Annotated in this window: 19 protein-coding genes and 1 tRNA gene; 9 read left to right on the top strand and 11 right to left on the bottom strand. The window is 71.3% G+C overall.

Features of this window, described 5'->3' with window-relative positions; all coding sequences use genetic code 11:
- Nucleotides 1-83: 83 nt before the first annotated feature.
- The 6 genes from BOSE125_RS06375 (at nucleotide 84) to BOSE125_RS06350 (ending at nucleotide 5,457) form a co-directional block, all read left to right on the top strand.
- Nucleotides 84-167, top strand: a tRNA-Leu gene (locus BOSE125_RS06375).
- A gap of 107 nt (nucleotides 168-274) precedes the next feature.
- Nucleotides 275-568 (top strand): hypothetical protein, encoded by a 294-nt coding sequence (locus tag BOSE125_RS06370; protein WP_201301150.1) that lies wholly within the window; start codon nucleotides 275-277, stop codon nucleotides 566-568.
- Nucleotides 532-834, top strand: a complete 303-nt coding sequence (locus BOSE125_RS06365; RefSeq protein ID WP_236557846.1) for a GNAT family N-acetyltransferase — start codon at nucleotides 532-534, stop codon at nucleotides 832-834. The genes BOSE125_RS06370 and BOSE125_RS06365 overlap by 37 nt, the downstream gene beginning before the upstream one ends.
- Nucleotides 835-985: 151 nt before the next feature.
- Complete coding sequence (locus tag BOSE125_RS06360; RefSeq protein WP_159551024.1) at nucleotides 986-1,891, top strand: hypothetical protein; 906 nt, start codon at nucleotides 986-988, stop codon at nucleotides 1,889-1,891.
- 90 nt (nucleotides 1,892-1,981) lie between these two features.
- Complete coding sequence (gene malQ / locus BOSE125_RS06355) at nucleotides 1,982-4,216, top strand: 4-alpha-glucanotransferase (RefSeq protein ID WP_159551022.1); 2,235 nt, start codon at nucleotides 1,982-1,984, stop codon at nucleotides 4,214-4,216.
- Nucleotides 4,213-5,457: a glycosyltransferase gene (locus BOSE125_RS06350; RefSeq protein WP_236557845.1), complete on the top strand. Its 1,245-nt coding sequence runs from the start codon at nucleotides 4,213-4,215 to the stop codon at nucleotides 5,455-5,457. Before malQ ends, BOSE125_RS06350 begins: the two co-directional genes overlap by 4 nt.
- A 17-nt stretch (nucleotides 5,458-5,474) precedes the next feature.
- Here the strand turns inward: BOSE125_RS06350 and BOSE125_RS06345 are convergent, their stop codons facing one another.
- Genes BOSE125_RS06345 through BOSE125_RS06335 form a run of 3 tightly spaced genes read right to left on the bottom strand, consistent with a single transcriptional unit; the run spans nucleotide 5,475 to nucleotide 9,244 of the window.
- Nucleotides 5,475-6,467, bottom strand: a complete 993-nt coding sequence (locus tag BOSE125_RS06345; RefSeq protein WP_159551020.1) for a MaoC/PaaZ C-terminal domain-containing protein — start codon at nucleotides 6,465-6,467, stop codon at nucleotides 5,475-5,477.
- A gap of 16 nt (nucleotides 6,468-6,483) precedes the next feature.
- On the bottom strand, nucleotides 6,484-7,860 hold the full coding sequence (locus BOSE125_RS06340; protein WP_159551018.1) for a 3-oxoacyl-ACP reductase: 1,377 nt from the start codon (nucleotides 7,858-7,860) through the stop codon (nucleotides 6,484-6,486).
- A 4-nt stretch (nucleotides 7,861-7,864) separates the two neighbouring features.
- Entirely contained in the window at nucleotides 7,865-9,244 is a 1,380-nt protein-coding gene (locus BOSE125_RS06335) for an acetyl-CoA C-acetyltransferase (RefSeq protein ID WP_159551016.1), read from the bottom strand.
- Nucleotides 9,245-9,330: 86 nt separating this feature from the next.
- Between BOSE125_RS06335 and BOSE125_RS06330 the strand changes: the two genes are divergently transcribed.
- The 3 genes from BOSE125_RS06330 to BOSE125_RS17935 all read left to right on the top strand — a co-directional run bounded on the left by BOSE125_RS06330 (nucleotide 9,331) and on the right by BOSE125_RS17935 (nucleotide 14,260).
- Nucleotides 9,331-10,140, top strand: coding sequence for a TetR/AcrR family transcriptional regulator (locus BOSE125_RS06330; protein ID WP_236557844.1), 810 nt, complete (start codon nucleotides 9,331-9,333; stop codon nucleotides 10,138-10,140).
- Nucleotides 10,137-12,308, top strand: coding sequence for an acyl-CoA dehydrogenase (locus BOSE125_RS06325; RefSeq protein WP_159551014.1), 2,172 nt, complete (start codon nucleotides 10,137-10,139; stop codon nucleotides 12,306-12,308). Before BOSE125_RS06330 ends, BOSE125_RS06325 begins: the two co-directional genes overlap by 4 nt.
- A gap of 137 nt (nucleotides 12,309-12,445) precedes the next feature.
- Nucleotides 12,446-14,260, top strand: coding sequence for a glycosyltransferase family 2 protein (locus BOSE125_RS17935; protein WP_236557843.1), 1,815 nt, complete (start codon nucleotides 12,446-12,448; stop codon nucleotides 14,258-14,260).
- Between the two features lie 51 nt (nucleotides 14,261-14,311).
- Here the strand turns inward: BOSE125_RS17935 and BOSE125_RS06310 are convergent, their stop codons facing one another.
- The 8 genes from BOSE125_RS06310 to BOSE125_RS06275 all read right to left on the bottom strand — a co-directional run bounded on the left by BOSE125_RS06310 (nucleotide 14,312) and on the right by BOSE125_RS06275 (nucleotide 25,135).
- Nucleotides 14,312-15,331, bottom strand: a complete 1,020-nt coding sequence (locus BOSE125_RS06310; protein ID WP_159551012.1) for an NAD-dependent epimerase/dehydratase family protein — start codon at nucleotides 15,329-15,331, stop codon at nucleotides 14,312-14,314.
- On the bottom strand, nucleotides 15,321-16,364 hold the full coding sequence (locus BOSE125_RS06305; protein ID WP_159551010.1) for a glycosyltransferase family 9 protein: 1,044 nt from the start codon (nucleotides 16,362-16,364) through the stop codon (nucleotides 15,321-15,323). The genes BOSE125_RS06310 and BOSE125_RS06305 overlap by 11 nt, the downstream gene beginning before the upstream one ends.
- 76 nt (nucleotides 16,365-16,440) lie before the next feature.
- Entirely contained in the window at nucleotides 16,441-17,904 is a 1,464-nt protein-coding gene (locus BOSE125_RS06300) for a PfkB family carbohydrate kinase (protein ID WP_159551008.1), read from the bottom strand.
- A complete protein-coding gene (locus BOSE125_RS17930; protein ID WP_159551006.1) occupies nucleotides 17,901-19,802 on the bottom strand; it encodes a glycosyltransferase in 1,902 nt (633 codons plus the stop codon). The genes BOSE125_RS06300 and BOSE125_RS17930 overlap by 4 nt, the downstream gene beginning before the upstream one ends.
- Nucleotides 19,799-20,758, bottom strand: coding sequence for a glycosyltransferase (locus tag BOSE125_RS06290; RefSeq protein WP_159551004.1), 960 nt, complete (start codon nucleotides 20,756-20,758; stop codon nucleotides 19,799-19,801). The genes BOSE125_RS17930 and BOSE125_RS06290 overlap by 4 nt, the downstream gene beginning before the upstream one ends.
- Nucleotides 20,755-21,867 (bottom strand): glycosyltransferase family 9 protein, encoded by a 1,113-nt coding sequence (locus BOSE125_RS06285; protein WP_159551002.1) that lies wholly within the window; start codon nucleotides 21,865-21,867, stop codon nucleotides 20,755-20,757. The genes BOSE125_RS06290 and BOSE125_RS06285 overlap by 4 nt, the downstream gene beginning before the upstream one ends.
- Entirely contained in the window at nucleotides 21,864-23,501 is a 1,638-nt protein-coding gene (locus BOSE125_RS18240) for an HAD-IIIA family hydrolase (protein ID WP_201301148.1), read from the bottom strand. Before BOSE125_RS18240 ends, BOSE125_RS06285 begins: the two co-directional genes overlap by 4 nt.
- Nucleotides 23,498-25,135 (bottom strand): carbamoyltransferase C-terminal domain-containing protein, encoded by a 1,638-nt coding sequence (locus BOSE125_RS06275; protein WP_159551000.1) that lies wholly within the window; start codon nucleotides 25,133-25,135, stop codon nucleotides 23,498-23,500. Before BOSE125_RS06275 ends, BOSE125_RS18240 begins: the two co-directional genes overlap by 4 nt.
- Between the last annotated feature and the right edge of the window lie 3 nt (nucleotides 25,136-25,138).

The following is a 25,138-nucleotide window of genomic DNA, read 5'->3' as shown; positions in this document are numbered from 1 at the left end:
GTACGGAGGCACGCGAAAAGGGTGTTAGGATTGTCAGCGCTGCCTTTCGAGGCGGCGGAAATCCGGTGCGAACCGGATTGTGCGCGCGGGTGGCGGAATTGGCAGACGCGCAGCGTTGAGGTCGCTGTGCCCGCAAGGGCGTGGGGGTTCAAGTCCCCCTCCGCGCACATCGAACGCCCACCTCAGGGGCGAACAGGAACGGGGCTGGTGACAACCAGCCCCGTTTTTGCCATGGTGGGACGAGTTTCTGGGGCATGTCCCCAAGGAGGCATCCATGGTGATCATTCGAACGGAACGCGCCGAGGACCGTGAGGCGATCCGCTCCGTCACAGCTGCTGCCTTCCGCGGCGTCGAACATCATGCGCCATCCCCGGAGCCCGGCGGAGACCCGGGCGAGGCCGTGCTGGTCGGTTGGCTACGCGATGACGCCGGATGGATCCCCGGTCTGTCCCTCGTCGCCGTCGAAGACGGTCTGGTGGTGGGCCATGTCGTCGCGACCCGTGCCTCTGTGGGTGGCCGGCCCGTGCCTCTGTGGGTGGCCGGCCCGTGCTCGGTCTCGGGCCACTGAGTGTTCGCCCGGACCGGCAGGGTTCCGGCATCGGCTCGGCCTTGATGCATGCGGTCCTCGGTGCCGCTGAGGCGAGGGGCGAGTCTCTCGTGGGACTGCTGGGCGAACCCGCCTACTACTCCCGTTTCGGCTTCGTGCCGGCGGCGTTGGCCGGAGTGATCGGGCCGGATCCTTCGTGGGGCGACTATTTCCAGGTCAGGACCCTCACCACATCCGACGAACACACCGGCCGCTTTCGGTACGCGGCGCCCTTCGACCGGCTCTGACGGTCTACTGCAGTCTTTTCAGGTCCACGGACCTGGGCACCTGCTGTTCCTACGTGATAGGGGACGTGACCGGACGCTCTGGTACCCCACCACTACTCGTCGGCCACCATGGCCGTCGTCACCGCCGATGCACGCTTGTAACCTCAGTCGCATGATCACATCCGAGACCGTGGCGGGCCCCTTGGGACGGTTCGCGAATCGACTCAAGCGGGAGATCCTGACCAATGTCACGCCGGTCCGCTGGGCCGCCGACGGCAAGCATGAGGAGCGCCGCCGCAATTGGGCGCCGCATCTGCCTCCGCTCGACCTGGCCCAGGCCGGGCTGGTCTCCACCCTGCAGCGGCAGGGTGTCCGCATCGGACCCTTGGACGATCTCGCCATCCCCACCACGGATGCGCTCAAGCCCGCCCTGGACCGCCTCGTGGCCCCGTTGGCGGCCCTGCCCACGGGTGGTGCCAGTACGCTGCGGCCCTCCACTGACGACCTGCTGGCGGATCTGTCTCTCTGGCAGTGGGGGTTGCAGGACCGCATGCTGGACATCGTCGAGAACTACCTGGGTGTGCCGGCCCGCTACTACGGTGCGGACGTACGACGCGAGATCGGTAACAACCAGACGGTGGGCGTGCGCCGTTGGCACCGGGATGCCGAGGACCGGCGCACCGTGAAGATCCTGGTGTGGCTCAACGACGTCGACGACCAGGGTGGGCCGTACGCCTACATTCCACTGGCCGAGACGCTGTACGCCGTGGATCGGCTGCACTACGTGGCCGGTTTCGTGGACGATGCCCGGGTGGCGGACATGGTCCCCGCGGGTGCCGTGACCGCGGCGACCGGGCCGAAGTGGACGGCCGTGGTGGCGGACAACTGCCGTCTGCTCCACCGGGCTACACCGCCGATCGCCCGGGACCGCTTCTCGGTGACCTTTACCTGGTCCTCGCGCACACCGATGAAGACGGAAGTGGCCCCGGACTACACTCCGGACCAGGCCCGGCGCATCCGCTCGGGACTGTCCGGACGCCAGCTGGCCTGTTTGCCTCCGGCCCTGGCTCGCGGCTGAGCCGCCACCGGCGATGGCCTGCCATAATCGGACCGGGGCACCGGATCCGGTGGCCCGGCCGCACCCGCACGTGAAAGAGGCCCACCAGCCATGACCGAAGCCCGCGACCTGCTCCAGCGGCTGGCCCACGCCTATGGCATCCAGACCTCCTACCGGGGTCATGACGGTCACGAACACCTGGTCTCCGACCTCACGCTGACCAGGGTGCTGGCAGCCCTGGGCTGCACCGTCGAACCTGACGGCACGGCGGGGCTGGAGGTGGCACTGGAGCGACGGCGGTTGGCCCCGTGGCGCCGCATGCTGCCGCACACCACGGTCTCCCACGCGGGATCGGGATCCTCGGTCCAGGTCCACGTCCCCCACGGGAGTGCCATCACGGTCGCGGTTTTGCTGGAGACCGGAGAGACCAGTCCCCTCGAACAACTCGAGGACTTCACAGAACCTCAGAACATCGACGGCGAGCTGATCGGGCAGGTCACCTTCCGCCTCCCCCGGGACCTGCCGGTGGGATGGCACCGGTTGGTCGCCAGGGTGGAGGACGGCAACGAGGTCGAGGCCGCCCTCGTCGTGACGCCGGAACGTCTCACGACTGCAGACCCCTACCGCCATCAGCGCGGCTGGGGGCTGTCCGTCCAGCTGTACTCGGCACGGTCCTCAGCCTCCTGGGGCGTGGGCGACTTCGGGGACCTGGCGGCACTGGCGGTCCAGACCGCCGTGCACGGCGGTGACTACGTCCTGTCCAACCCCCTGCATGCCACCGCGCCGGGACCGCCGGTGGTGTCCTCGCCGTACTCCCCCTCGACCCGCCGGTTCACCAACCCGATGTACCTGCGCATCGAGGAACTCGCCGAGTACGCTGCCCTTGACCCGCGTGATCGCCGCGAGGTGGACGCTCTGGCCACCGCCCGCCAGGCCGACAACGCGAACGCCGAGTCCCTGGACCGCAACGCCACCATCGCCGCCAAGTTGACGGCCCTGCGCCGGCTCCATCAGGTCACTGCCCCGCCGGAGCGGGCGCACGCCTACCGCGCCTACCGGGAGCAGGAAGGCCAGGGGCTGGAGGACTTCGCGCTGTGGTGTGCCCTGCGCAGCGTCTTTGACGCCACCGATCCTGTCTGGCAGGACCCCGAGTTCACGCCGGGGGGTCGGCTGGCCGAGCGGTATCGCCAGGAGCTGGCCGAGGACGTCGACTTCCACCGCTGGATGCAGTGGTTGTGTGACACGCAGTTGGCCACGGCGCAGCAGGCGGCCCGGGAGGCGGGTATGCGATTGGGACTGATGCAGGACCTGGCCGTCGGGGCGGACCGCAACAACGCGGACGCCTGGATGCTGCAGGACCAGCTCGTCTCGTCCATGTCCGTCGGCGCCCCACCGGACATGTACAACCAACGCGGCCAGGACTGGTCCCAGTCACCGTGGCACCCCGAACGGCTGGCCGAGACCGGTTACCGCGCGTACCGCGACATGCTCCGCTCGGTGTTGCGCCACGCGGGCGGCATCCGGGTTGACCACATCCTGGGGCTGTTCCGGCTGTGGTGGATCCCGGTGGGCCAGTCCCCCACCGAGGGCGCGTACGTCACCTACGATCACGAGGCGATGATCGGCATCCTGGCGCTCGAGGCGGAACGCGCGGGGGCCGTCGTCGTGGGCGAGGACCTGGGCACCTTCGAACCGTGGGTCCAGGACTACCTGGCGCACCGCGGGCTGTTGGGCACCTCGATCCTGTGGTTCGAGCAGGAGGACGGCCGGCCCCGGCCGCCCCAGGACTACCGGGTCCAGTGCCTGTCCTCCGTGAACACCCATGACCTGCCCCCGACCGCCGGGTACCTGGCCGGCACGCACCTGGACCTGCGTGAACGCCTCGACCTGGTGGCCGGCGATCCCCACGCCGAGCGGGACCGGGCCGGTGCCGAGCGCCGGGCGTTCCTCCAGGCCGTCGTGGAGGCGGGATTCCTGTCCGCCGAGGCCGCGGCACCCCTCACCCCGACTGGCCCAGCTGGCTCGGCTGACCCAGCCGATCCGACCGCGGTGGCGGACATTGTGGTGGCCCTGCACCGCTACCTGGCCCAGGCACCCTCCCTGCTGCACGGCATCGCGCTGGTGGACGCCGTGGGCGAACGGCGCATCCAGAACCAGCCGGGCACCCAGCAGCACGAATACCCGAACTGGGAGATCCCGCTCGCGGACGCAGCCGGGCGGGCCGTGCTCATCGACGACCTGGACTCCGTCCCCGGGTTCGCCCGACTACTGGACGCGGTGCACCACGAGCTGAACTCCCGCCCGACCTCGGGCCGGCAGTCCGACCACGGGCGTCCCACACCGTGACGCGGCCCTTCGGCGTGGTGATGGTGTCCCTGCACACCTCACCGTTGGCACAGCCGGGCCAGGGTGATGCCGGTGGCATGAACGTCTACGTCCGTCAGCTGGCCATCACCCTGGCCGCTGCTGGGCATCCGGTCTGGGTCCTCACGCGCCGCGACCGGACCGGCCAGCGCGTCGAGGACCTGACGGTGCCCGACGTGCCGGGAGCGGCCCGGGCCCGGGTGGTCCCGGTCCCCGCCGGCCCGGCCGCAGACGTCCCCAAGGAGGAGCTGCCGCGGTGGGTGGACGACTTCGCCGCCGCGGCCCCCGGTGCCCTGACTGCCGCGGGCGGATGCCACGGGGACGACTGTCGCTGGGTGGTGCATTCCCACTACTGGCTCTCCGGACTGGCCGGAATGGCGGTGGCCGGAGACCTGAACGCACCGATCGTGCACACCATGCACACCATGGCGGCCGTCAAGAACGCCCGGGACGCGCGGTCCAGCGAGTCGGAGGAACGGGAGGCCGCCGAGCAGCAGATCGCCGCGGCGGCCGACCTGCTGGTGGCCAACACCCCGGCCGAGCGGGACGAGCTGAGGGGCCACTACGGAGCCGATCCAGCCCGGATCAGGGTGGTCCCGCCGGGCGTGGACACGTCCGTCTTCCATCCCGACGGCGGCGCCCACTGGCCCGGTCGGCCGGACGGGCTCAAGGTCCTGTTCGCCGGGCGTATCCAAGGGCACAAGGGCCCGCAGGTGGCCATTCGGGCCGCAGGCCTGGTGAATCGGCGGGCCTCCGGTGTTCCGCCGGTGCAGCTGCACCTGACCGGTGCCCACTCGGGCGCGGATGAGCTCGACCTCCCCGCCCTGGTCTCGGCCGCCGGACTGGAGGGTCAGTGCGCGGACTCCGGTCCCGTGTCCGCGCAGGAGTTGGCGGAGGTCTACCGGGCTGCGGACGTGGTGGTCGTGCCGAGCTTCTCGGAGTCCTTCGGCCTGGTAGCCCTCGAGGCCCAGGCCTGCGGGACCCCCGTGCTGGCGCACCGGGTGGGCGGGCTCGCCTACGCCGTGGCGGACGGTGAGACCGGCCGGCTGGTGGACGGCCTGGACCCGGAGACCTGGGCACAGGAGCTGGAGCGCATCGTGGCAGACCTGCCCGCGTGGCGGCGGATGGGCCAGGCGGCGGCGCGCCGGGCCGGGACGTTCGGCTGGGACGCCATGGCGGCCCACATGTCAGAGGCGTACGAGGTGCTCTCCGCCGACCGGTAGGGCCGTGCTCCTGTCCTCTACGCCCTGCCCTGCCCCGGCCCCGATCTGTGTCCCGGACCTGAGCCCGGGACCGTGATCGAGCCGGTGAAGTGCGGCCTGCCGGTGCGGCCATTCCACGCCGTGACCTCGGTCGTGAGCTCGGTGGTGATTTCAGCGTTGCGGCGATCCGCGTGGACGACGCCCAGGGACACCGTGCCCGGGAGTAGCACCGGGGTGGCGAAGGAGATCTCCCACTCGTGACCGGCACCCGCCGGCTCCCGGCCCGCGAGCATCCGCCCGGCCAGGTACATCCCGTGGGCGATCATGCCCTTCTGCCCCAGGAGCTTCGCGGTCACCGGATTCAGGTGGATCGGGTTGAAGTCCCCGGACACGGCGGCATACTCCCGACCGGTGGACGCGGGGAGGCGCCACTGTGCGGTCAGCTGCGGTGCCGTGAACGGCGGGTGACCGGCCTTGGCCGGGCGCTCATGGGCCGGCAGGTGGACTCCGGCGGCCAGGTACGTGGACGTGCCCTCCCACAACAGCTGCAGCTCCCCGGTCCCGTCGCTCGGGTCGCTGACAGTGCCGTAAGCGGGGCGGTCAACGCGCGCCGGGCCGTGGACGGTGACGACGAGGTCCACGGTGGTGCCCGACGGATGGGCGCTCAGGCGGGTGGCCGAGGCGGCCACCTCCACCGGGGTGCCGGCCGGTACCGGGGCATGGTGGACCACGCGGTTGCGGAGGTGGACCATGCCGAGCAGTGGCAGCGGGAAATCCGGATCGGCCATGAGTTCCATGGCCGCCGGGAAGGAGGCGACGTGCACGAGCACCGAAGGCAGGTCGGCTGTGTCCAGGGCCGGACCGTTCCGGTGGAACATCCGGGCGTACCGGGCGGCGAGTTCAGCACTGATCTCGTGGTCGTGGACCACCACGGTCCGTCCCGGCAGCTGCTGTGGGCGGCTCCGTCTGACCAGCGCGTCCTTGGCTGCCGTGGACAGGGCGGACCGGTAGCTCGAGCTCAGTGGGGTCATGGTCTCGCGTTCCATCTCAGGCTCCCATCATGCCCTGGCCGCAGACACGCAGCGTGGCCCCGGAGGTCCCGCCAGCCGCATCGGAGACCAGGTAGGCGATGGCCTCCGCCACGTCGACGGGCCGGCCTCCCTGCTGGAGGGAGTTCAACCGGCGAGCGACCTCACGGGTGGCCATCGGCATCCGGGCGGTCATCTCGGTCTCGATGAAGCCGGGGGCCACCGCGTTGACGGTGCCTCCGCCGGCCGTTCCGGCGGGGCCCATCAGTTCCGCTGTGGCGGAGACCATCCCCATGACCCCCGCCTTGGACGCCGCGTAGTTCGTCTGGCCGGCGTTGCCCGCGATCCCGGACGTCGAGGCGAGCGAGGCGATCCGCAGCTCGTCCGCCACGACACCCTGGCCGGTCGCTGCCAGGAAGACTCGGTTCATCGCCAGCTGGGACTCGATGTTCACGGCGAGCACGGAGTCCCACCGGGCAGCGTCCATGTTGGCGAGCTTCTTGTCCCGGGTGATCCCGGCGTTGTGCACCACGATGTCCAGCCGCCCATGGCGCTCAGCGCAGTGCGCGAGGATCCGCTCCCCGGCATCGGCCGCGGTGATGTCCAATTGCAGTGCGGTGCCGTTGATTGAGTTGACGACGCCGGCCAGGGCCTCGCCGGCGGCCGGTACGTCGACCCCGACGATGGTCGCTCCATCGCGGTGCAGGGTCGCGGCGATGGCGGCACCGATGCCCCGGGCGGCACCGGTCACCACGGCCACCTTGCCCGCCAGGGGTTTCTCCCAGTCTCGTGGCAGGGCGCCGGCATCGGAGGAGACGGGGATGAACTGGCCGGAGACGAAGGCGCTCTTGGCCGAGAGCAGGAAGCGCAGCGCCCCGGTGGCCCCCGGGGTGGACAGCGCGGTGTTCTCGCCCAGCACGATCCCGTTGGCGGTGGCCCCGCGGCGCATCTCGTGGGCGAGTGAACGGGTCAGGCCTTCGACGCCCCGGCGGGCGGCCCGGACGGCGGGCTGGCCCGATCCGAGCGGATCACGGTAGACGGTGACCACGCGGGCCGACGGGCCCAGTTTCCGCTGCACGGCCCCGAGCTGCAGGGTGGTGGCGGACAGGTCGGCCGGAGTGACGGCGTCGTCATAACAGACGACGACGGCGCCATAGCGGTCGGCCGGAGCCGACTGCCGGCGGACGTCCAGTCCCCAGTCCAGCAGGACGGCTGCGGCCTCGTCGGCGGCATGGCCGCCGCCGAGGACGAGCACGGAGCCCTCCACGAGTGTCTGGCCGGGCTCGTAGCGCCGGAGGACAGCCGGCCGGGGCAGTCCGAGGGCCCCGGCGAGCTTCTGGCCCAGCGGCTGGTTGACGAGTGCGGTGTAGGTATCGGTCTGCGGTGCCTTGGCCATGTGCTCAGCGCCCCCGGACGATCGCGACGATGCCCTGGCCGCCGGCTGCGCAGACCGAGATCAGGCCGAGGGAGCCCGGCCCCTTCTCGTGGAGCATCGTGGCCAGGGTGGCGGTGATCCGCCCGCCGGTGGCGGCGAACGGGTGACCGGCTGCCAGCGAGGAGCCGTTGACGTTGAGTTTGGATCGGTCGATGGCTCCCAGTGGCGCGTCCAGACCCAGCTGGTCTCGGCAGAAGTCCTCATCCTCCCAGGCCTTCAGGGTGGACAGGACTGTTCCGGCGAAGGCCTCATGGATCTCGTAGTAGTCGAAGTCCTGCAAGGACAGTCCCTGGCGCTGCAGGAGCCGGGACAGGGCGTAGGCCGGTGCCATGAGCAAGCCCTCCTTGCCGTCCACGAAGTCCACGGCACCGGTCTCGAAGTCCACGAAGTCGGCGAGCACGGGCAGGCCCCTCTCGGCGGCCCATTCCTCGGAACCGAGCAGGACCGTCGAGGCCCCGTCCGTCAGCGGGGTGGAGTTTCCGGCGGTCATGGTGGCCTCGTCCCCGAGGTCGCGGCCGAAGGCGGGCTTGAGCTTGCCGAGCTTCTCGAGCGTCGTGTCCCCACGCAGGTTGTTGTCCCGGGTCAGCGTGCCGAAAGGCGTCACGAGATCGTCGAAGAAGCCACGGTCATAGGCGGCTGCGAGGTGGTGGTGGCTGGCCAGGGCCAGCTCGTCCTGAGCCTGCCGGGTGATTCCCCACTGGTGTGTGGTCCGGGCCTGGTGTTCCCCCATGGACAGCCCCGTGCGGGGCTCCTCGGTGCCCGGGGCCTCCGGAGCGAGGTGGCCGGGACGGAACTTCAGGACGGCCTTGATCCGGTCCTGCGTGGTGCGGGCGCGGTTGAGCTCCATCAGCACGGCGCGCGCGGCGTCGTTGAAGACGATGGGGGCGTCGGAGATGCTGTCCACGCCACCGCCGATGGCCGAGTCGAGTTGCCCCAGTCGGATCTTGTTGGCGAGCCCCCCGATGGCCTCCATGCCCGTGGCACAGGCGATCTGGACCTCGTGAGCCGGCGTGGCCGGGTCCAGCGAGGTGCCGAGGACGGATTCCCGGGTCAGGTTGAAGTCCTTGCTGTGCTTGATGACCGCGCCGGCCGCGACCTCCCCGATCCGCTCCCCCTGCAGCCCGAACCGGGCAATGAGTCCGTTCAGGGCGGAGGTCAGCAGGTCCTTGTTGGTCGCCTTGGCATAGGCGCCATGGGACCGCGCGAACGGGGTGCGGTTTCCACCGATGATGACGGCCTGCCGCACCTCGCCCCCGGCGATGGCGGGCTGGCCGGACGCGATCCGCGGTGAGTCCTGCGGAGCGGCTGAGATGTTCGCGGAGGTCGGGGAGGTCTTCTCGGTCATGGTGATCCCTTCGGGTTTCACGGCGGGCCGTGGATGCAACGTGACGGGGCTTACTGATACCCAGAGTACCTGATACGCTCGGTATCGTGAATACCGCAGTCAAGGACGCCGATACGCCGGATGGCCGCGCCACCCGTTGGGACGAGCACCGCCTGCAGCGGCGCGCAGAACTGATCCGGGCCGCCCGCCACGCCGTCCACGATCTCGGACCCCAGGCGTCCATGGGCGACATCGCCACGCATGCCGGAACCTCCAAGAGCGTCTTCTACCGGTACTTCGGGGACAAGAACGGTTTGCAGGCCGCCGTGGGCGAACGCGCCATCGACTTCATGGAACGTGAGCTGCTGGCCGCCGCGGAGACCTCGGACAACGCCCTGGAGGGTCTGTACGCGATGGTCTCCGTGTACCTCAGGCTGGCCGAGTCCTCGCCCCATGTCTATGCCTTCTCGACGCGACTGCCGCCGGAGACCTCCGAGGCCACCGAGGGGTCCGGCCCGTCCGGCCCGTCCGGCGGGCCCGGCGGCCCCAGCGCCACTGGTGGGCAGCCGGCCGCGATGGCCGACTTCTTCGAGCGGATCGCCGCCGTCATGGATGTCCACTTCCGCGACTACCTGCGCCAGCAGGGCCGTCGTCCCTCCGCGGCCTCCGCCACCTGGTACTGGCCGCGGGCCGCCATCGGCATGGTCCGCTCGGCCGGAGAATCCTGGTTGTCCACCCCATCCGGCGCCGACCGGCCGGATGCGGGTCGGCTGGCCCGCAAGATCACCGCGTGGCTCACAGTGGGCCTGTCCGGCACCTATGCCGCTGTCGATCTGCCTGATCCGCCTGATCACCGTGTACAACCCGTACGAGCCACGTCCACCGAACCGCCCACTCCCGAACAGGAGCAGTCATGACCACCACCTCTGATTCCAGCACCACCGCGGTACCGGCCGGCGCGGTGCCGCCCACCCAGGCGAATCCGGACACCGAACCGCAGGGCGCCTTCAGCGCCATCTCCGCGGCAGAGCCCGGCGGACTGGACCTGGACTCCGTCCAGCAGCTGCTGCTCGGTCGGTGGGCCGCGGACCGGCTGGAGGGACGGGAGAACGTCAAGGACCCGGAGCTGCACAAGATCGAGAACCTCACCATGGAGGACCACCGTGAGCGGGTGCTGGGTCAGCTGCGCATCCTCGTGGACCGCGGTCAGGTCAACAAGGCGTTCCCGCGGCATCTCGGTGGCAGTGACAACCACGGCGGGAACATCGCCACGTTCGCGGAACTGGTGAGTGCCGACCCGTCGCTCCAGATCAAGGCCGGGGTGCAGTGGGGCCTGTTCGGCTCCGCCATCCTGCACCTGGGCACGGAGGAGCACCACGAGCGCCTCCTGCCCGCCGTCATGAGCCTGGAGGTGCCGGGTGCCTTCGCCATGACGGAGATCGGCCACGGTTCGGACGTCTCCTCGCTGGCGACCACGGCGACGTACGTCCCGGAGACCGATGAGTTCGAGATCCACACGCCCTTCAAGGCGGCCTGGAAGGAGTTCCTGGGCAACGCCGCACTCCACGGCAAGGCCGCGGTGGTCTTCGCCCAGCTGATCACCAGCGGGGTCAACCACGGGGTGCACGCCTTCTACGTCCCGCTCCGTGATGAGACCGGCGGCTTCCTGCCGGGCATCGGTGGCGAGGACGATGGATACAAGGGCGGGCTCAACGGCATCGACAACGGCCGGCTGCACTTCGACCACGTGCGCATCCCCCGTACCAACCTGCTGAACCGCTACGGCTCCGTGGACGAGAAGGGCGGCTATTCCTCGGACATCGCCTCCCCCGGCCGCCGGTTCTTCACTATGATCGGCACCCTGGTCCAGGGCAGGGTCTCCCTCGCTCTGTCCGGTGCCTCCGCCTCCGCCCTGGCCCTGACCGGTGCCATCACCTACGGCAATCAGCGCCGGCAGTTCAACGCGACCTCGGACACGCACGAGGAGGTGCTGATGGACTACCAGCTCCACCAGCGCCGCCTGATCGATCGCCTCGCCCGGACCTATGCCGACACCTTCGCCGCCAACGAGTTGCTGGAGAAGTTCGACGCCGTGTTCTCCGGGGAGTCAGACACCGACGAGGACCGGCAGGAACTCGAGACACTGGCCGCGGCCATCAAGCCACTGGCGACCTGGAACGCACTGGACACGCTGCAGGAATCCCGTGAGGCCTGTGGTGGTGCGGGATACATGGCGAAGAACCGCTTCGCCTCGCTGCGCCACGACCTGGACATCTTCGTGACCTTCGAGGGAGACAACAACGTCTTGCTCCAGCTGGTCGGCAAACGACTGCTCTCTGACTACTCCAAGGACCTGACCAACCTCTCCATCGGAGCCCTGTCCCGCTACGTCCGGGGCCAGGCCACCGAGGCCGTCGTGTACCGGTCCGGCCTGCGCCGCGTGGTGCAGTCAGTGCAGGATGCGGGCTCGGAGCGCAAGAGCGCCAGTTGGTTCAAGGATGCCGAGGTCCAGAGGGCTCTGCTCGAGGATCGGGTGCGGACCAAGACCGGGGCCGTCGCCCAGGCCCTGATGCCGGTGGCTCGGAAGTCCCAGGCCGAACAGGCCGCCACCTTCAACCTGCACCAGGCGGACCTGATCGATGCCGCCCGCAATCACGGCGAATTGCTCGAATGGGAGGCGTTCACGCGGGCGATCGAGCAGATCGAGGACGATCACACCCGCCAGGTCATGACCTGGATGCGCAACCTCTTCGCCTTGCGGGTGATCGAGGACGACCTGGGCTGGTTCTTGGAGACCGGCCGGATCTCCCCGCAACGTGCACGCACCCTGCGAACCTACATCAACCGTCTGGCGGCCCGCCTGCGTCCGCACGCGCAGACCCTGGTCGATGCCTTCGGCTACGAGCAGGAGCATCTGCGGATGGACATCACCACCGGGGACGAGGCGCGGCGTCAGGACGAGGCCGCTGAGTACTACCGCAAGCTGCGTGCCTCGGCGGATGCCCCCATCCACGAGAAGGTCCTGCACCAGCGGGAGAAGAACGCGGCCAAGCGCAGAAACGGCAGAAACCAGGACAGGAAATAGGCCGGAGCAGCAGGTAGGCCAGAGCGGAAGGTCGTCCGGCTGGCCTATCGGTGGCCCCTCTGTGGCCCGGTACACGGAGTACCCCCTAGGCTCGGAGGCATCTGCAGGGCAAGCCAAGCAAGCCAAGGGAGACAGCCGTGACGGGACCAGGGGCCGCATCCCGGAAACCTGAACGCACCACTGTGGTGGTGGCCACCCGCAACCGCCGTGAAGAGCTCCTGGCCTACCTCGGACACCACGAGGCGCCTGTGATCGTGGTGGACAACGCCTCCACGGACGGGTCGCCCGAGGCCATCGAGGCCGCCTTCCCGAGTGTGCGGGTGGTACGGCTCTCGCGGAACCACGGCGCGGAGGCCCGATCCGTGGGTGCCCGGCTGGCGGAGACGGAATTCGTCGCCTTCGCCGATGACGACTCCTGGTGGTCGCCCGGCGCCCTGCGGCGCGGCGAGGAGCACTTCGCGGACCATCCGCGCCTGGGGCTGCTGGCTGCTTCCATCGCGGTGGGGCCGGACGAGGTGCCGGACCCCATCAATGCGGTGCTGGCCGACTCCCCCTTGGGGCCGGCCTCGACCGGATCGGGACCTCGGCTCCTGGGCTTCGTAGCCTGTGCCGCCATGGTGCGCCGATCGGCATTCCTTCAGGTGGGTGGGTTCGACCCCGTGGTCCGATTCCCCGGCGAGGAGGAGCGGGTGGCGCTGGACCTGGCGGCCGCCGGCTGGGAGCTCGCCCATGCCCCGGAGCTGTGGGTCCACCACCATCCCTCGAGTCTGAGGGAGCCGAACGAGACCCGCCAGCGGGAACTGCTCCGGAGCCGGCTGCTGACCACGGTGATGCGTCGGCCCTGGGCGTCCGTGGGGCACGAGGCCCGCACGGCGGCGACAGCCGGGTCCAGGGGGCGACGAGCGCTGGCCTCCGCCCTCCCGAGGATCCCGGCGGCGGTGCGCCGCCGCCAACCGGTCCCCGCCTCCGTCGAGGCCGACCTCGCGCGGTTGCGCCCCCAGGTGATGGTGTCCGCCACGCCGGCGCCGCCGCCCGGCGGACCCGGGGCCCTTCACGCTCGGTTGTCCGTGGTGATGATCACCTACAACCGCCGGGCGGAAGCGTTGCAGTCGCTGGAACGCCTGACATCCCTGCCGGAGCGGCCCCGCGTGGTCGTCGTGGACAACGGGTCCTCTGACGGGACGGCGCCAGCCATCCAGGAGCGGTACTCGGGAGACCCTCAGGTCGTGCTGGTCGCCAGCCCCGACAACCTGGGTGCCGTGGGACGCAACCTGGCCATGGAGCAGGTGACCACCGAGTTCGTGGCGTTCTGCGACGACGACACGTGGTGGGAGCCGGGCGCCCTGGACCTGGCCGTGGCGGCGCTGTCCGCCCATCCCCTGCTGGGCGTGGTCACCGGCCGGATCCTCGTGGAGCCCGGCGGCCGGGAGGATCCCATCAACGCCGAGTTGTTGCATTCCCCCGTGTCCGGCCCGGAGTGGCTCCCGGGCCCGGCGCTCGGCAGCTTCCTGGCCGGGGCCTCGGTGATGCGCACGGCGGCCTTCCGCGACGTCGGCGGTTTCAGTCCGCGGCTCTGGCTCGGCGGCGAGGAGGAGTTGATGGCGGCGGACCTCGCCACGGCGGGCTGGGAACTGTGCCACCTGCCGGACATGCTGGTGCACCACCAGGCGTCGACGGTCCGTGATCCGCACCTGCGCCGGCGTCACGGCCTGCGCAACACCCTCTGGTTCATCTGGCTGCGCCGCCCGGTGGGAGCCGCGGTGCGCCGCACGCGCGACGTGCTCAGCACGGCGCCGCGGGACCGCACCACCGCCGCCGGCATCACCGACGCCCTGGCCGGCGCCGGCTGGGTGCTGCGCGAACGCCGGGTGCTGCCCCCGCGCGTCGAGGAGCGCTTCCTCGCGCTGGAGGACTCCCAGCGCCGCAGCAAGGCGCGTCAGTACGTCAGCTGAGCCGGCCGCCGTCGTCCCGGCTGTGGGACGACGGAGGTTGTCAGCCCACAGTCAGTCCTGGCGGGTGGCCGCCTCAAGGCTGTCCTCGTCCACGGCCGTGCGGAACCATTCCACGGTGCGCGCGAGGCCCTCTGTCCAGGGCACCTCCGGGGTCCAGTCCAGCTCGTGGGAGGCCAGGGTCGTGTCCGGGCGGCGGACCATGGGATCGTCCACCGGGCGGTCGATGAACTCGATCGCCGAGTCGGATCCGGTGGCGGCCACGACGTCCCGGGCGATCTGCAGCACGGAGAGCTCGTGGGGGTTGCCGATGTTCATCGGCCCGGAATGGCTGCTCCATGCCAGGGCCAGGATCCCGCGCACCAGATCGGAGACGTAACAGACCGAGCGCGTCTGCGCGCCGTCACCCGTGACGGTCAACGGCTCGCCGGCCAGCGCCTGCCGGATGAAGGTGGGGATCGCCCGGCCGTCGAAGGGGCGCATCCGCGGGCCGAAGGTGTTGAAGATCCGGACGATGCCCGTGTCCACCGCGTGCTGCCCCTGATAGGCCACCGTCATGGCCTCGGCGAAGCGCTTGGCCTCGTCATACACCCCGCGGGGCCCCACCGGGTTGACGTGTCCCCAGTAGTCCTCGGACTGGGGATGCACCTGCGGATCCCCGTAGACCTCCGAGGTGGAGGCGAGGATGAAGCGGGCCCCCTTGTCCTTGGCCAGACCCAGAGCGTGCAGGGTGCCGATCGAGCCCACCTTGAGGGTGTGGATGGGCAGCTTCAGGTAGTCGATCGGGGAGGCCGGTGAGGCGAAGTGCAGCACGAGGTCCACCTCGCCGGGGACATGGATGTAGTCCGTGACGTCGCACTGGACCAGCCGGAAGCCGGGATCGCCGATCAGGTGCTCGATGTTGACGGCATTGCCGGTGAGGAAGTTGTCCAGGCAGACCACCTCGACCTCGCGCCGCCGCAGCTCGGTGCACAGGTGACTGCCGAGGAAGCCCGCGCCTCCGGTGACGACGGCGCGGCGGATCGGGCGCCGCGGTCCGGCTCCGGTATCGCTCTGGCGGTTCTCAGGGTTCACGATGGATCCTTTCGAGGGACGGGGACAGAGACGGGTACGGGCGGAGGAGGACGCGGGCGGCGTCCAAAACCTCGTCGACGGACACCTTCTCCAGCAGGGGGTCCAGGGTGTCGCCGTGCGGGTCGCCCCATGAGCCGGCGTCGGGGTCGCCGTGCCAGAGGACGGTGTGGAGGTCCGGGTCGATTGCCGGCCCCCACCGTGCCGGGGGCACCGGGCCGAACAGCACCACGGAGGGAACGCACCAACCCGTGGCCAGGTGGGCGACTCCGGTGTCCGCGCTCAGGACGAGTGCGGCTTCACGCACCATTGTGGAGAGGCCACTCAGCCCCTGGCCACCCGTGTGGTCCTCGACGCCGGCCAGTCCACTGGCCACGGCGTGTCCCAGACCGGACTCGGTCGCCGATCCGGTGATCAGAACCCGGTGACCGTCCGCTGCCAGTGCGGCGGTCACCTGGCGCCAACGCTCCACCGGCCAATGCCGAGAGGCCGAGGCCGCCCCCGGGTGCACCAGAACCGGCCCGGGCGCGGCACTGGCCCGGCGCTCATCCGCGGCAGTGTCCCGGGACCTCAGCCGCAGGTCGGCGCGGGAGCATTCGCCCCCGGCCTCACGCACCAGGCGGCACCAACGGTCCACCTCGTGTTCGTCCGTCCGCCAGCCCGGCCCGGCGTGCCCGGCCTCCGGGGCGCCGTAGGCGATCAGCCGCGCGGGTCGTGCCCGCTGCAGCAGTCGGTGGCTGGCGGGACCCCGGCCGTGCAGGTTCACCGCCACCGATCCGGGCCTGCACTCCGGCAGCGGAACCAGTCCGGGGAGCGGAAGCACCTCGTCCACGATGCCCAGGTCCCGGAGCAAGCGGCCGGTCGCGGCGGGGCCTGCCAGCACGAGGCGGCGGTCCGGGTACCGCCGCCGCACCCCGCGGAGGGCGGCGACGCCGGTCAGGGCGTCGCCCAGACCGAGGGCGCGGAGCACGAGGACGTCATCCGGGCGCAGTGCCACGGGAGTGGCCCCGTCCGGACCGGCCTGTGCTGCGCCCATCGCGCCACCTGGCCTATGGCCCGGCGCCTCGCCGCGCCCGGCAGCTAGCCAGGCGGCCGTATAGGGCTCGGGGGCCTCAGCGGACATCCACGTTCCCGGCGGTGATGCGTTCCACAATGCCGGTGGTGGAGTGGCCGGGCAGGTAGGACAGCACCTCCACGCGTCCGCCCCAGCTGCGGACCAGTGGCGTCTCGGGGAGTAGGTCCGCGGTGTAGTCCCCGCCCTTGACCCAGATGTCCGGGCGCAGCCGGTCCAGGGCGGCACACGGATCGTCCTCGTCGAAGACCAGGACGCCGTCGACATCTCGGAGCCCCATGAGCAGGGCCGCCCGGTCCTGTTGGACCACCACCGGCCGGCTCGGCCCCTTGAGACGGCTGACCGAGTCGTCGGAGTTGAGCAGGACCACCAGCACGTCACCCAGGTCACGGGCCCGGCGCAGCGTCTCCAGGTGGCCGGGGTGCAGCACATCGAAGCACCCGCCGGTGGCGACCACGGTGCCACCGCGAGCCCGGGTGGCAGCCACCGCGTGGATGGCCGCCTCCTGCGGGTCCTGCGCGAGCGCGCGTGGTGCGGACCGCCGGGGAGCCGCGGGGCCATCCGGCCCGATGCGTCCGTCACGGAACGCAGCGGCGCCTCCGGCCTCCACCCACTGGGCGGCGGCCGCGACCGCGGCCTCGACCGAGCGGTGGACCGACCCACCGGCAGCCAATTGGACGGCGACAGCGGCCGCGAACCGGTCACCCGCACCGCAGGGGTCGGATGAGTCCACCGGAACGGTCGGCAGAAGCTCGGCGGTGCCGGAGGTGGCGAGGAATGCCCCGCAGCCCCCGGCGGTCACGGAGACAGAACGGGCGTCCCATCCCACCCGCAGCGCTTCGGCCAGCCGGTCGTCCGGGACGCCGGCCGCGGTCTCAGGGGGTTCGGCCCGCCTCGTGTCCAGCCGGCCCAACGCTGCGCGGGCCTCCGCCAGGTTGGGGGTGACCACGGTGCAACCGGGCACCGGCTCTCCCCCGCGCGGATGCGGGTCCCAGACCATCGGCACGCGAGTCGCCGTCTCGGTGAGGACTTCCCGTACGGACTCGTCCCGGGTGATACCACCGCCGTAGTCGGAGACGAGGATGACGTCGGCGTCGCCCAGCACGGCGGAGAGCCCGCCGGGGTCGACGTCCAGCGGTGTCCCCGGCCCGCCGTCGTCGATGCGCACGAGGGTCTGTCCCGCGCTACGGACCCGGGTCTTGGTTCGGGTGGCGCCGTCATGACCCAGCGCGTGGATGTCGATACCGGCCAGTTCCGCGCGCAATTCGGCCGCGGCGTCGTCCTCGGCCAGTGGGGCGACCAGGACCACGGTGGGCGGCTCGCCGGGCAGGCCGCCGGCCCGACCGGCGCACAACAGCGCGGCCAGGCCCGCACCGCCCGGACTGGCGTGGATGTGCTGGACGTCCACCACGGGGACCGGGGCGTCCGGGCTCAGTCGCTCGGAGCTGCCCGTGATGTCACGGTCCAGCAACACATCCCCCACCACGACGATCCGCGCACTCATGGCGTGTCCTCCCTGTTGGTCCTGTTGGTCCTGTTGGTTCTGTGCGTGCCCGGAACGGTCGCCGGACCCGGTTGGCAACGGTTGAATCCTTCGTCCATCACGGCACAAAGTGCGTGCAACAGGACCAGGTGTGCCTCCTGCACCACCGAGGTGGACGGACCCGGCACGCAGATGGACTCATCGGCCAGGTCGGCCAACGGGTTGGGCCCCGGACCGGTCAACGCCCACACCAGCATCCCGGACTGCCGGGCACGGCGCGCCGCCTCCAGCACGTTGGGGCTGGCACCGCTCGTGGAGAGCAGCATCAGCACGTCGCCCGGACGCCCGTGTGCCTGGACCTGACGGGCGAACACCTCGTTGGCGCCGTAGTCGTTGACGATCGCCGTGAGGGACGAGGTCTCCGCCGAGAGGCACACGGCCGCCAGGGGGCGCCGCTCGCCCTGGAAGCGGCCGACCAGCTCGGCGGTGAAATGCTGGGCCTCGGCCGCGCTGCCGCCATTGCCGGCGGCCAGCACGCGTCCCCCGCCGGCCAGGAGCTCCGACAGACGGCGACCCCACCGGTCCAGCCGCTCCGCGTCATCTTCCAGGGTGGTCAGCGCCCGGTCCAGCTCTTCCCGATGCTCGGCCAGTTGCCGACGGGTGGCCCCGGGCCGGCTCGGGTGCGTCCGTGCGTATCCGGTCAGGGCCTGCCGGTAGGCCGTCTCGGTGAGCTCGGCCACCCGCTCCCAGCTGAACAGCCGCTGCACCCGCTCGCGTCCGGCCCGGCCCATGCAGGCGGCCAACTCCGGGTCCTCGGTGAGGCGGCGGATGGCCGTGGCCGTGGCGTCCACGTCCCGGGGCGGGACGAGCAGGCCGGTGGTGCCGTCGTCGACACTGTCCAGCAGGCCCCCCACGGCTGAGCCGACGACCGGACGGCCACAGGCCATGGCCTCCAGCGGCACGATGCCGAAGGGCTCGTACCACGGGGTGCAGGTGACGATGTCGGCGGAGGCCAGCAGTCGGGCGGCCTCGTCGCGGCTGACCCGGCCGGTCAGAGTGAGCCGGTCCGCGACTCCGTACTCCTCGGCCAACGCCAGCAGGCGGCGGGCCTCGGGGTCCTCATGGAGCACGGCGCGGTCCGGTCCGCCGGCCACGGTCAGGCACGCCCGGGGAACCTGGGCGAGGGCGCGCACGACGACGTCCACGCCCTTGCGCTCGACCATCCGGCCCAGCGCCACAAGACGCACCGGCTCGTCGGCGGTGCGCCGCGGACCGCCATCCACGAGCGGGGCGAAGGCCCCGGCGTCCACGCCACAGGGCACGATGCGGATCCGGTCCGGGTCAGCGCCGAGGCCCATGAGCTCGTCCACCTCGTCGCGGCAGGTGGCCAGGACCAGCTCGTTCTGCCCCACGAGACGGGCCTCGATCCCGAGCCGGTCGGCCGGGCTGGTGTCCGCGAGTCCCTGGTGCCGGCGCTTGACCGAGCCCAGGGCATGGAAGGTCTGGACGGCCGGGATGCGGGCGGCCTCCGCGGCCGTGGTCGCGGCCATCCCGGACATCCAGAAGTGCGCGTGCACGAGGTCCGGGACGCCGTCCCGGCGCCACTGGGCGGACATCCAGCGGGCGAACTCATCCATGTACGGCGCGAGTTCGTCCTTGGGCAACTGCTCGGCCGGACCGGCGGGGACGTGCACCACGGTCACGCCCGGGGCGGCCTCCACCTGCTCGGGCAGGGACGCGTCGTCGAGCCGGGTGTAGACCCGGACCCGGTGGCCGCGGCGACCCAGTCCGGTGGCCAAGGCGGCCACGAAGACGTTCTGGCCGCCAGCGTCCACGCCGCCGAGGGCGGCCAGGGGTGAGGCGTGCTCGGACACCAGCGCTATATCCAGGAGGCCGGTGTCCCTCCGGTCGGTGCTCATGCGACCACCCGCCCGATCAGTGCGTCCCAGTCGGCCAGGAACCTCTCGAGTCCGTACCGGTCCAGCGCGTGGGCGCGTGCCGCGGCCCCGGCCTGGGCCGCGAGCTCCGGGTCCTGGAGCCACTGCCGGCCACGGTGCGCCAATTCGCCGAGGTCGTTGCTGAGTAGGCCGGCGGAGGGCGGCACGGCCCGTGGCGCCTCGGTGGTGGACAGGGCCAACACGGGCATGCCGAGCGTCATGGCCTCGAGCAGGGCCAGCCCCAGGCTGGTCCACCGGTACGGGTGGAAGTACACGCGGTGTGCGGCCAGTGCCCGGTGCAGCTCGGACTGCCGGTAGTTCTCGTGCAGGCGGCCCTCGAGCCAGGGTGCGACCTCGGCCAGGCGGTCCATGCCCATGCCGTAGACCTCCATCGGCAGGTCCCGGGACAGCTGCAGCACCAGGTCGGTGCCCGCCACGCGGGTGCGGCGCACGGGCTCGTTCACCACTACGGCGAGGGAGGCCTGCTCTCCCGTGTACAGGTGGCCGGGATCGGTGACGCCGTGCTCGATCATCTCGGTGCGGGCCGTGCCGGTGTCCCACATGACGCGGTTGAATTGGGTGACGTGCACGACTGGGATGGTGTCCTGGTCGGCATAGGGGTGGCCGGAGGCCATCGCGGTCCCGGTCGGCGCGTTGTGCTCCAGGTACACGGCCGGGACGTCGGTCCCGGCCCGCAGCCCGGTCCAGCTCTCCAGCAGGTCCACCTCGTGCGGCCGTTGCAGCACCACCAGGTCCGGTCGTTCACCGGCCATCTGTGCGGCGGTCAGCTCCCGCGCCGAGGTGGGCCAGTCCCAGGTCTGGGCCCGGCCACGGCCGTCCGGTCCCCGGCGGTCGTCCATCGGCAGTAGGTATTCGTGCTGGCCCTGGACGAACGCGGTCATCCAGGAGCCGTGCACGTGCCAGATCAGGATTCTCATCGGTCTCCTCGGGAGGTGCTCAGGGGTCCGGTGCCGGCCTCGTGGGCGATGCGGACCCGCGCTTCGGTGGGCTGGGTGAGCTCGGCCACGGCGGCGACCACGGCGGCGCCGGTGACTCCACTCAGACAGGGGTGTCCGGGGACGGGGCAGTCACGCGCCCGGCTGTCCCGGCACGGGGCGTGCTGGTCTCCGAGTAGACGGACCGGGACCCCGTAGGGTCTCCATCGCGCGGCCGGGACCACCGGCGAGAACAGGGAGACGACCGGTGTGCCGACGGCGGCCGAGAGGTGCGCCGGGCCGGTGTTGCCGACCACCGTGCAGTAGGCGGCCTCGAGGACGGCGGCCAGGCCGGCCAGATCCGTGGCACCGGCCAGGTCCAGCACGGTGGCGTCCGGGCAGTGCTGGCGCGCCAGGGCCACTGTCTCGGCAACGAGTTCGCGTTCGGCGGGCCCCCCGGTGACGACGACGGCGTGTCCGGCGGCGGCCAGAGCCGCCGCGATGGCCGCTGCGTGATCTGCCTGCAGTCCACGGGCCGGGACGGATGCTCCCGGGTGCAGAACCACGTACCCGCCCGCGCGCAGGTCGGCCGGCAGTCGGTCCGGCGGTGGTGGCAGGGGGTGGCGCACCCGCAGCGTTGGATGCTGCGGCTGGGAGGCACCGGCGGCAACGGCGACCTCCAGAGCGGCCTCGACCTCGTGACCGCCGCCGGGCGGGTCGGCGCGCTTCAATCGCACGTCCAACAACGAGCCGGGGTAGTCCATGCTGGTGCCCACGATGTGTCCGATGCCGGCTATCCGCGCCAGCAGGGCCATCGGCAGGGGGCTCTGGTGGAAGGACGTGAAGATCACCGCCTGGTCGTATCCGGTGGTGCGCAACCGTTCGACCAGGTCGAGCGTGGCCTCCGTGTCGAGCGCCGGCGGACGGAAACCGGACCACGGGGCGTCGAACTCCAGGACCGTGTGGACACCCGGCAACAGCCGTGCCGCGGCCGCTCCAGAGGGAGAGGCGAGCAGGTCCACCGTGCCGATCTCGGACAGGGCCCTGATCGCTGGTCCGGTCAGCAGGACGTCACCGTCCGAATCGAGTCGTACCGCGAGGATGCGCGTCATGTGGTGGATTGCTCACCGTCCTGGGTGGGGGTCGACGTCAGAGTCGGGTCGGGTTGCCGCCCGGAGGACCAGTCGAGCACGAGTTCCACGGCGGTGGCCAGGTCTGGCGCGGTGGCCGGGGCGTCGGCGACCTCTTGGGTCCGGGTGACGCGGGTGGGAACCAGAATCGAACGGGCCCCGGCGGCCTGCGCGGCCTCGATGTCCGCACCGATGTCCCCGATGACCACGCATTCTTCGGGGCGTACGCCCAGGGCCTGCGCGGCGGCGAGCACCATACCGGGCTGCGGCTTGCGGCACGGGCAGTTCTCCCCCGGTCCATGGGGACAGATCTGCCAGGAGTCGAAGGGGCCGAGCAATCGGTCGATCCGTTCGTTGACGGCATCCACCTGGTCTCGGGTCACCAGTCCGCGGGCGATCCCGGACTGGTTGGTGATCACGGCCGTGGCCAGACCGGCCGCGCGGACGCGGTCCACCAGGTCCCGGGCGCCGAACACGGGATCGACCTGGTCCGGATCGCCGTTGTACGGCACGTCGTGGACCAGGGTGCCGTCACGGTCGAAGAGCACGGCGCGGGGGCGGACCGGCCAGGGACCGGTGGCCAGGTGCTGCCTCCAGCCGCGGAAGCGGTGCCAGACTGCGGTCGGCGGGATCGTTGCGCTGGTCAGGGCCATCCGGCGCAGTTCGCCGGTGAATCCGGGGTCGCCAGGACGCGGGCCGGGGGCGGCTCTCCTGCCGAGGAAGCGGCCGTACAGGATGGTCCAGGTCAGGGCGCCGGCTCCCGCCAGGCGGGCGGCCCCGCGTGAGCCGGCCAACCGGCCCACGGTGCCGATCGCCGCGGTGGCCGCGGCCGACGTCGTGGCCAGGTGCCAGCCGAAGGCACCAGCGGGTGCCTGGGCCTGTTCACGCCAGTGCGGGCCGTGCAGCCGGCGCATCAAGGCGTTGTCGGCGTTGCCGGCCTGCACGCGCTGGCTGACCCAGTCGTCCGCCGGGCGGACGGGGTGGAGGATGTGGCGGTGTCCGCGCACCAGCCGATAGCCGGCGAGGCGGACTCGCAGGGCCAGGTCGGCATCCTCTCGGTAGGCGCGCGGGAACCGCTCGTCCAGTCCCCCGACCTCCTCGAGCACTGATCCGCGATAGGCCATGTCGGCCGTCGCCCAGTCGGCCTCCTGCAGCGAGGCGGTATTGCGCTCCCAGTCGGTAGGTGGTCGGTCCACCGGCAGAGGCACCGTGATGCGGCCCTGGGTGGCGGCCACGTCGGGCGGGCAGTCTGCTAGGTCAGCGGCCAGGTCGCGGGCCCAGGTGGTGGGCAGTTCGACATCGTCGTCCAGGAAGGCGATCCACTCCACGGAACGGTCGACGGCACGCCAGCCACGGTTGCGCGCCGCCGCTGGGCCGCGGCCGTAGCCGCGCACCACGCGTACGGGCTCACCGTCCACCGTGGGCGCCAAGGGGGCCAGCCGGGTGCCGGCCGCCGCGGACTCGCGTCGGTCGTCCACCACGACGATCTCCACCGGGCCGGGATGGGCCGCGTCCGTGTCCAGGGCGGCCACCGTCTCGAGGAGCCGATCCAGGGAGGGGCGTCCGAGCGAGGGGATGACGAGGGCGTACGGGCTCTGTGCGGACAGGGTGCTCATGCGAAGAGTGCCGCCCTGCGGACGAGGTGCGGGCCCAGGACCAGCGCCGCCACGGGGGCCGAGCCGAACAGCTCGAGGGCGTCGCGGGGGTCGTCGACCATGGGGCGCCCGGCCGTGTTGAGGCTGGTGTTGACAACCACCGGCACGCCCGTACGTTCGTCGAAGGCGCGCAACAGGGCGGCGATGCCGAGGTTGTCCCGGTCGGAGACCGTCTGGATGCGGGCCGAACCGTCCACGTGCGTGACGGCGGGGATGCGGTCACGCCATTCCGGCGCGACCTCGTGGGTGAAGAGCATGTAGGGACTGGGGATGGGGCCGCCGCTGAAGATCTCGGCGGCACGGTCCTCGAGCACCATCGGCGCCACCGGGCGGAACTGCTCCCGTCCCTTGACGTCGTTGAGCAGCTCCAGGTTCTCGGCGTGCATCGGGTTCGCCAGCAGCGACCGGAACCCGAGGGCGCGGGGCCCGAACTCGCTGCGGCCGTCGAACCAGGCGATGACCCCGTTCTGCTCCAGAATGCCGGCCACCTCCGTGGCCAGCGCCTCGCGGGAGCCGGGCGTGGTGAAGGGCACCTGGGCGGTGGTGAGCCACTGGGCCAGCTCCTCATCGTCCCAGCTGCGTCCCAGGGCCGCCGTCGGTTCCGGCGCGGCGAGGTCCCCGGCCTGCTGGGCCAGGGTCAGGGCAGCTCCCAGCGCCGTGCCGGAGTCTCCCGACGCCGGTTGGACCCAGACGTCCTCGAAGCCGGCCTCGCGCCAGATCCGGGAATTGGCCACGCAATTGAGGGCGGTGCCCCCGGCCATGGTCAGCACGCGCTGGCCGGTCTGCTCCCGTAGCCAACGGGCCAGTTCCACCAGGGTCTCCTCGACCACACACTGGACGGAGGCCGCGAGGTCGGCGTGGGCGCCGCCCCAGGTGCCGTCGTCGATGCGCCGGGGGGCGAAGCGCTCCCACTGGGGGGCGCGGGCGGTGAAGCCGCCGTCCCCGGTGGCGTTGACGTACTCGCGAAGTTCTTCCAGGAACCGCGGAGTCCCGTAGGAGGCCAAGGCCATGACCTTGAACTCGTCGGACGAGCGCAGGAAGCCGAGGTGATCGGTCAGCGACTCATAGACCAGGCCCAGGGAATCGGGCAGCTCCTGGCGGGCCAGGATGGACAGCTCGCCGTCGACGTACTCCCCCGCCAGGTGGGAGTGGCCCTCTCCCCGTCCGTCGGAGACGAGGACCGCACCGGTGCGGTACGGCCCGGCGAGCCCGGAGGAGGCGGCATGGGCCACGTGGTGCTGGACGTACGTGACCTTGGCCGGGTCGAGGCCGGGCAGGGCTTCGGCGATGAAGCTCGGAGCCCGGCGCACGTAGTCCAGGCGGAGGTGGTCATAGGGATCGTCGGGGATGTCCACGGCGATCTCGGGGTCGAAGGAGTACGCCACGCCGTCCAGCTCCTCGGGGGCGACGCCGGCCTCGGCCAGCACCCAGCGCATGGACTGCTCGGGCAACTCCCACGCGGAGAATGGCACCGGCCGCTTTCCGTGCTTGCGGCGTGAGAACCTTTCCTCCTCAGCGGCCGCCACGACCTCCCCGTTGACGACCAGGGCGGCGGCCGGATCATGGAACGTTGCATTGATTCCCAAGTAGCGCACGCG

Source organism: Citricoccus sp. K5, from assembly GCF_902506195.1.
Lineage (GTDB): Bacteria > Actinomycetota > Actinomycetes > Actinomycetales > Micrococcaceae > Citricoccus.
This window is presented reverse-complemented; position numbering and strand designations above follow the sequence as displayed.

Excerpts from the sequence above, each read along its gene's own strand:
- BOSE125_RS06290 (WP_159551004.1), bottom strand. The coding sequence starts at position 20,758 with ATGAGAATCCTGATCTGGCACGTGCACGGCTCCTGGATGACCGCGTTC.
- BOSE125_RS06370 (WP_201301150.1), top strand. The coding sequence starts at position 275 with ATGGTGATCATTCGAACGGAACGCGCCGAGGACCGTGAGGCGATCCGC.
- BOSE125_RS06340 (WP_159551018.1), bottom strand. The coding sequence starts at position 7,860 with ATGGCCAAGGCACCGCAGACCGATACCTACACCGCACTCGTCAACCAG.
- BOSE125_RS18240 (WP_201301148.1), bottom strand. The coding sequence starts at position 23,501 with ATGAGCACCCTGTCCGCACAGAGCCCGTACGCCCTCGTCATCCCCTCG.
- BOSE125_RS06305 (WP_159551010.1), bottom strand. The coding sequence starts at position 16,364 with ATGGGCGCAGCACAGGCCGGTCCGGACGGGGCCACTCCCGTGGCACTG.
- BOSE125_RS06335 (WP_159551016.1), bottom strand. The coding sequence starts at position 9,244 with ATGACCGAGAAGACCTCCCCGACCTCCGCGAACATCTCAGCCGCTCCG.
- BOSE125_RS06285 (WP_159551002.1), bottom strand. The coding sequence starts at position 21,867 with ATGACGCGCATCCTCGCGGTACGACTCGATTCGGACGGTGACGTCCTG.
- BOSE125_RS06300 (WP_159551008.1), bottom strand. The coding sequence starts at position 17,904 with ATGAGTGCGCGGATCGTCGTGGTGGGGGATGTGTTGCTGGACCGTGAC.
- malQ (WP_159551022.1), top strand. The coding sequence starts at position 1,982 with ATGACCGAAGCCCGCGACCTGCTCCAGCGGCTGGCCCACGCCTATGGC.
- BOSE125_RS06345 (WP_159551020.1), bottom strand. The coding sequence starts at position 6,467 with ATGACCCCACTGAGCTCGAGCTACCGGTCCGCCCTGTCCACGGCAGCC.
- BOSE125_RS06325 (WP_159551014.1), top strand. The coding sequence starts at position 10,137 with ATGACCACCACCTCTGATTCCAGCACCACCGCGGTACCGGCCGGCGCG.
- BOSE125_RS17930 (WP_159551006.1), bottom strand. The coding sequence starts at position 19,802 with ATGAGCACCGACCGGAGGGACACCGGCCTCCTGGATATAGCGCTGGTG.
- BOSE125_RS06360 (WP_159551024.1), top strand. The coding sequence starts at position 986 with ATGATCACATCCGAGACCGTGGCGGGCCCCTTGGGACGGTTCGCGAAT.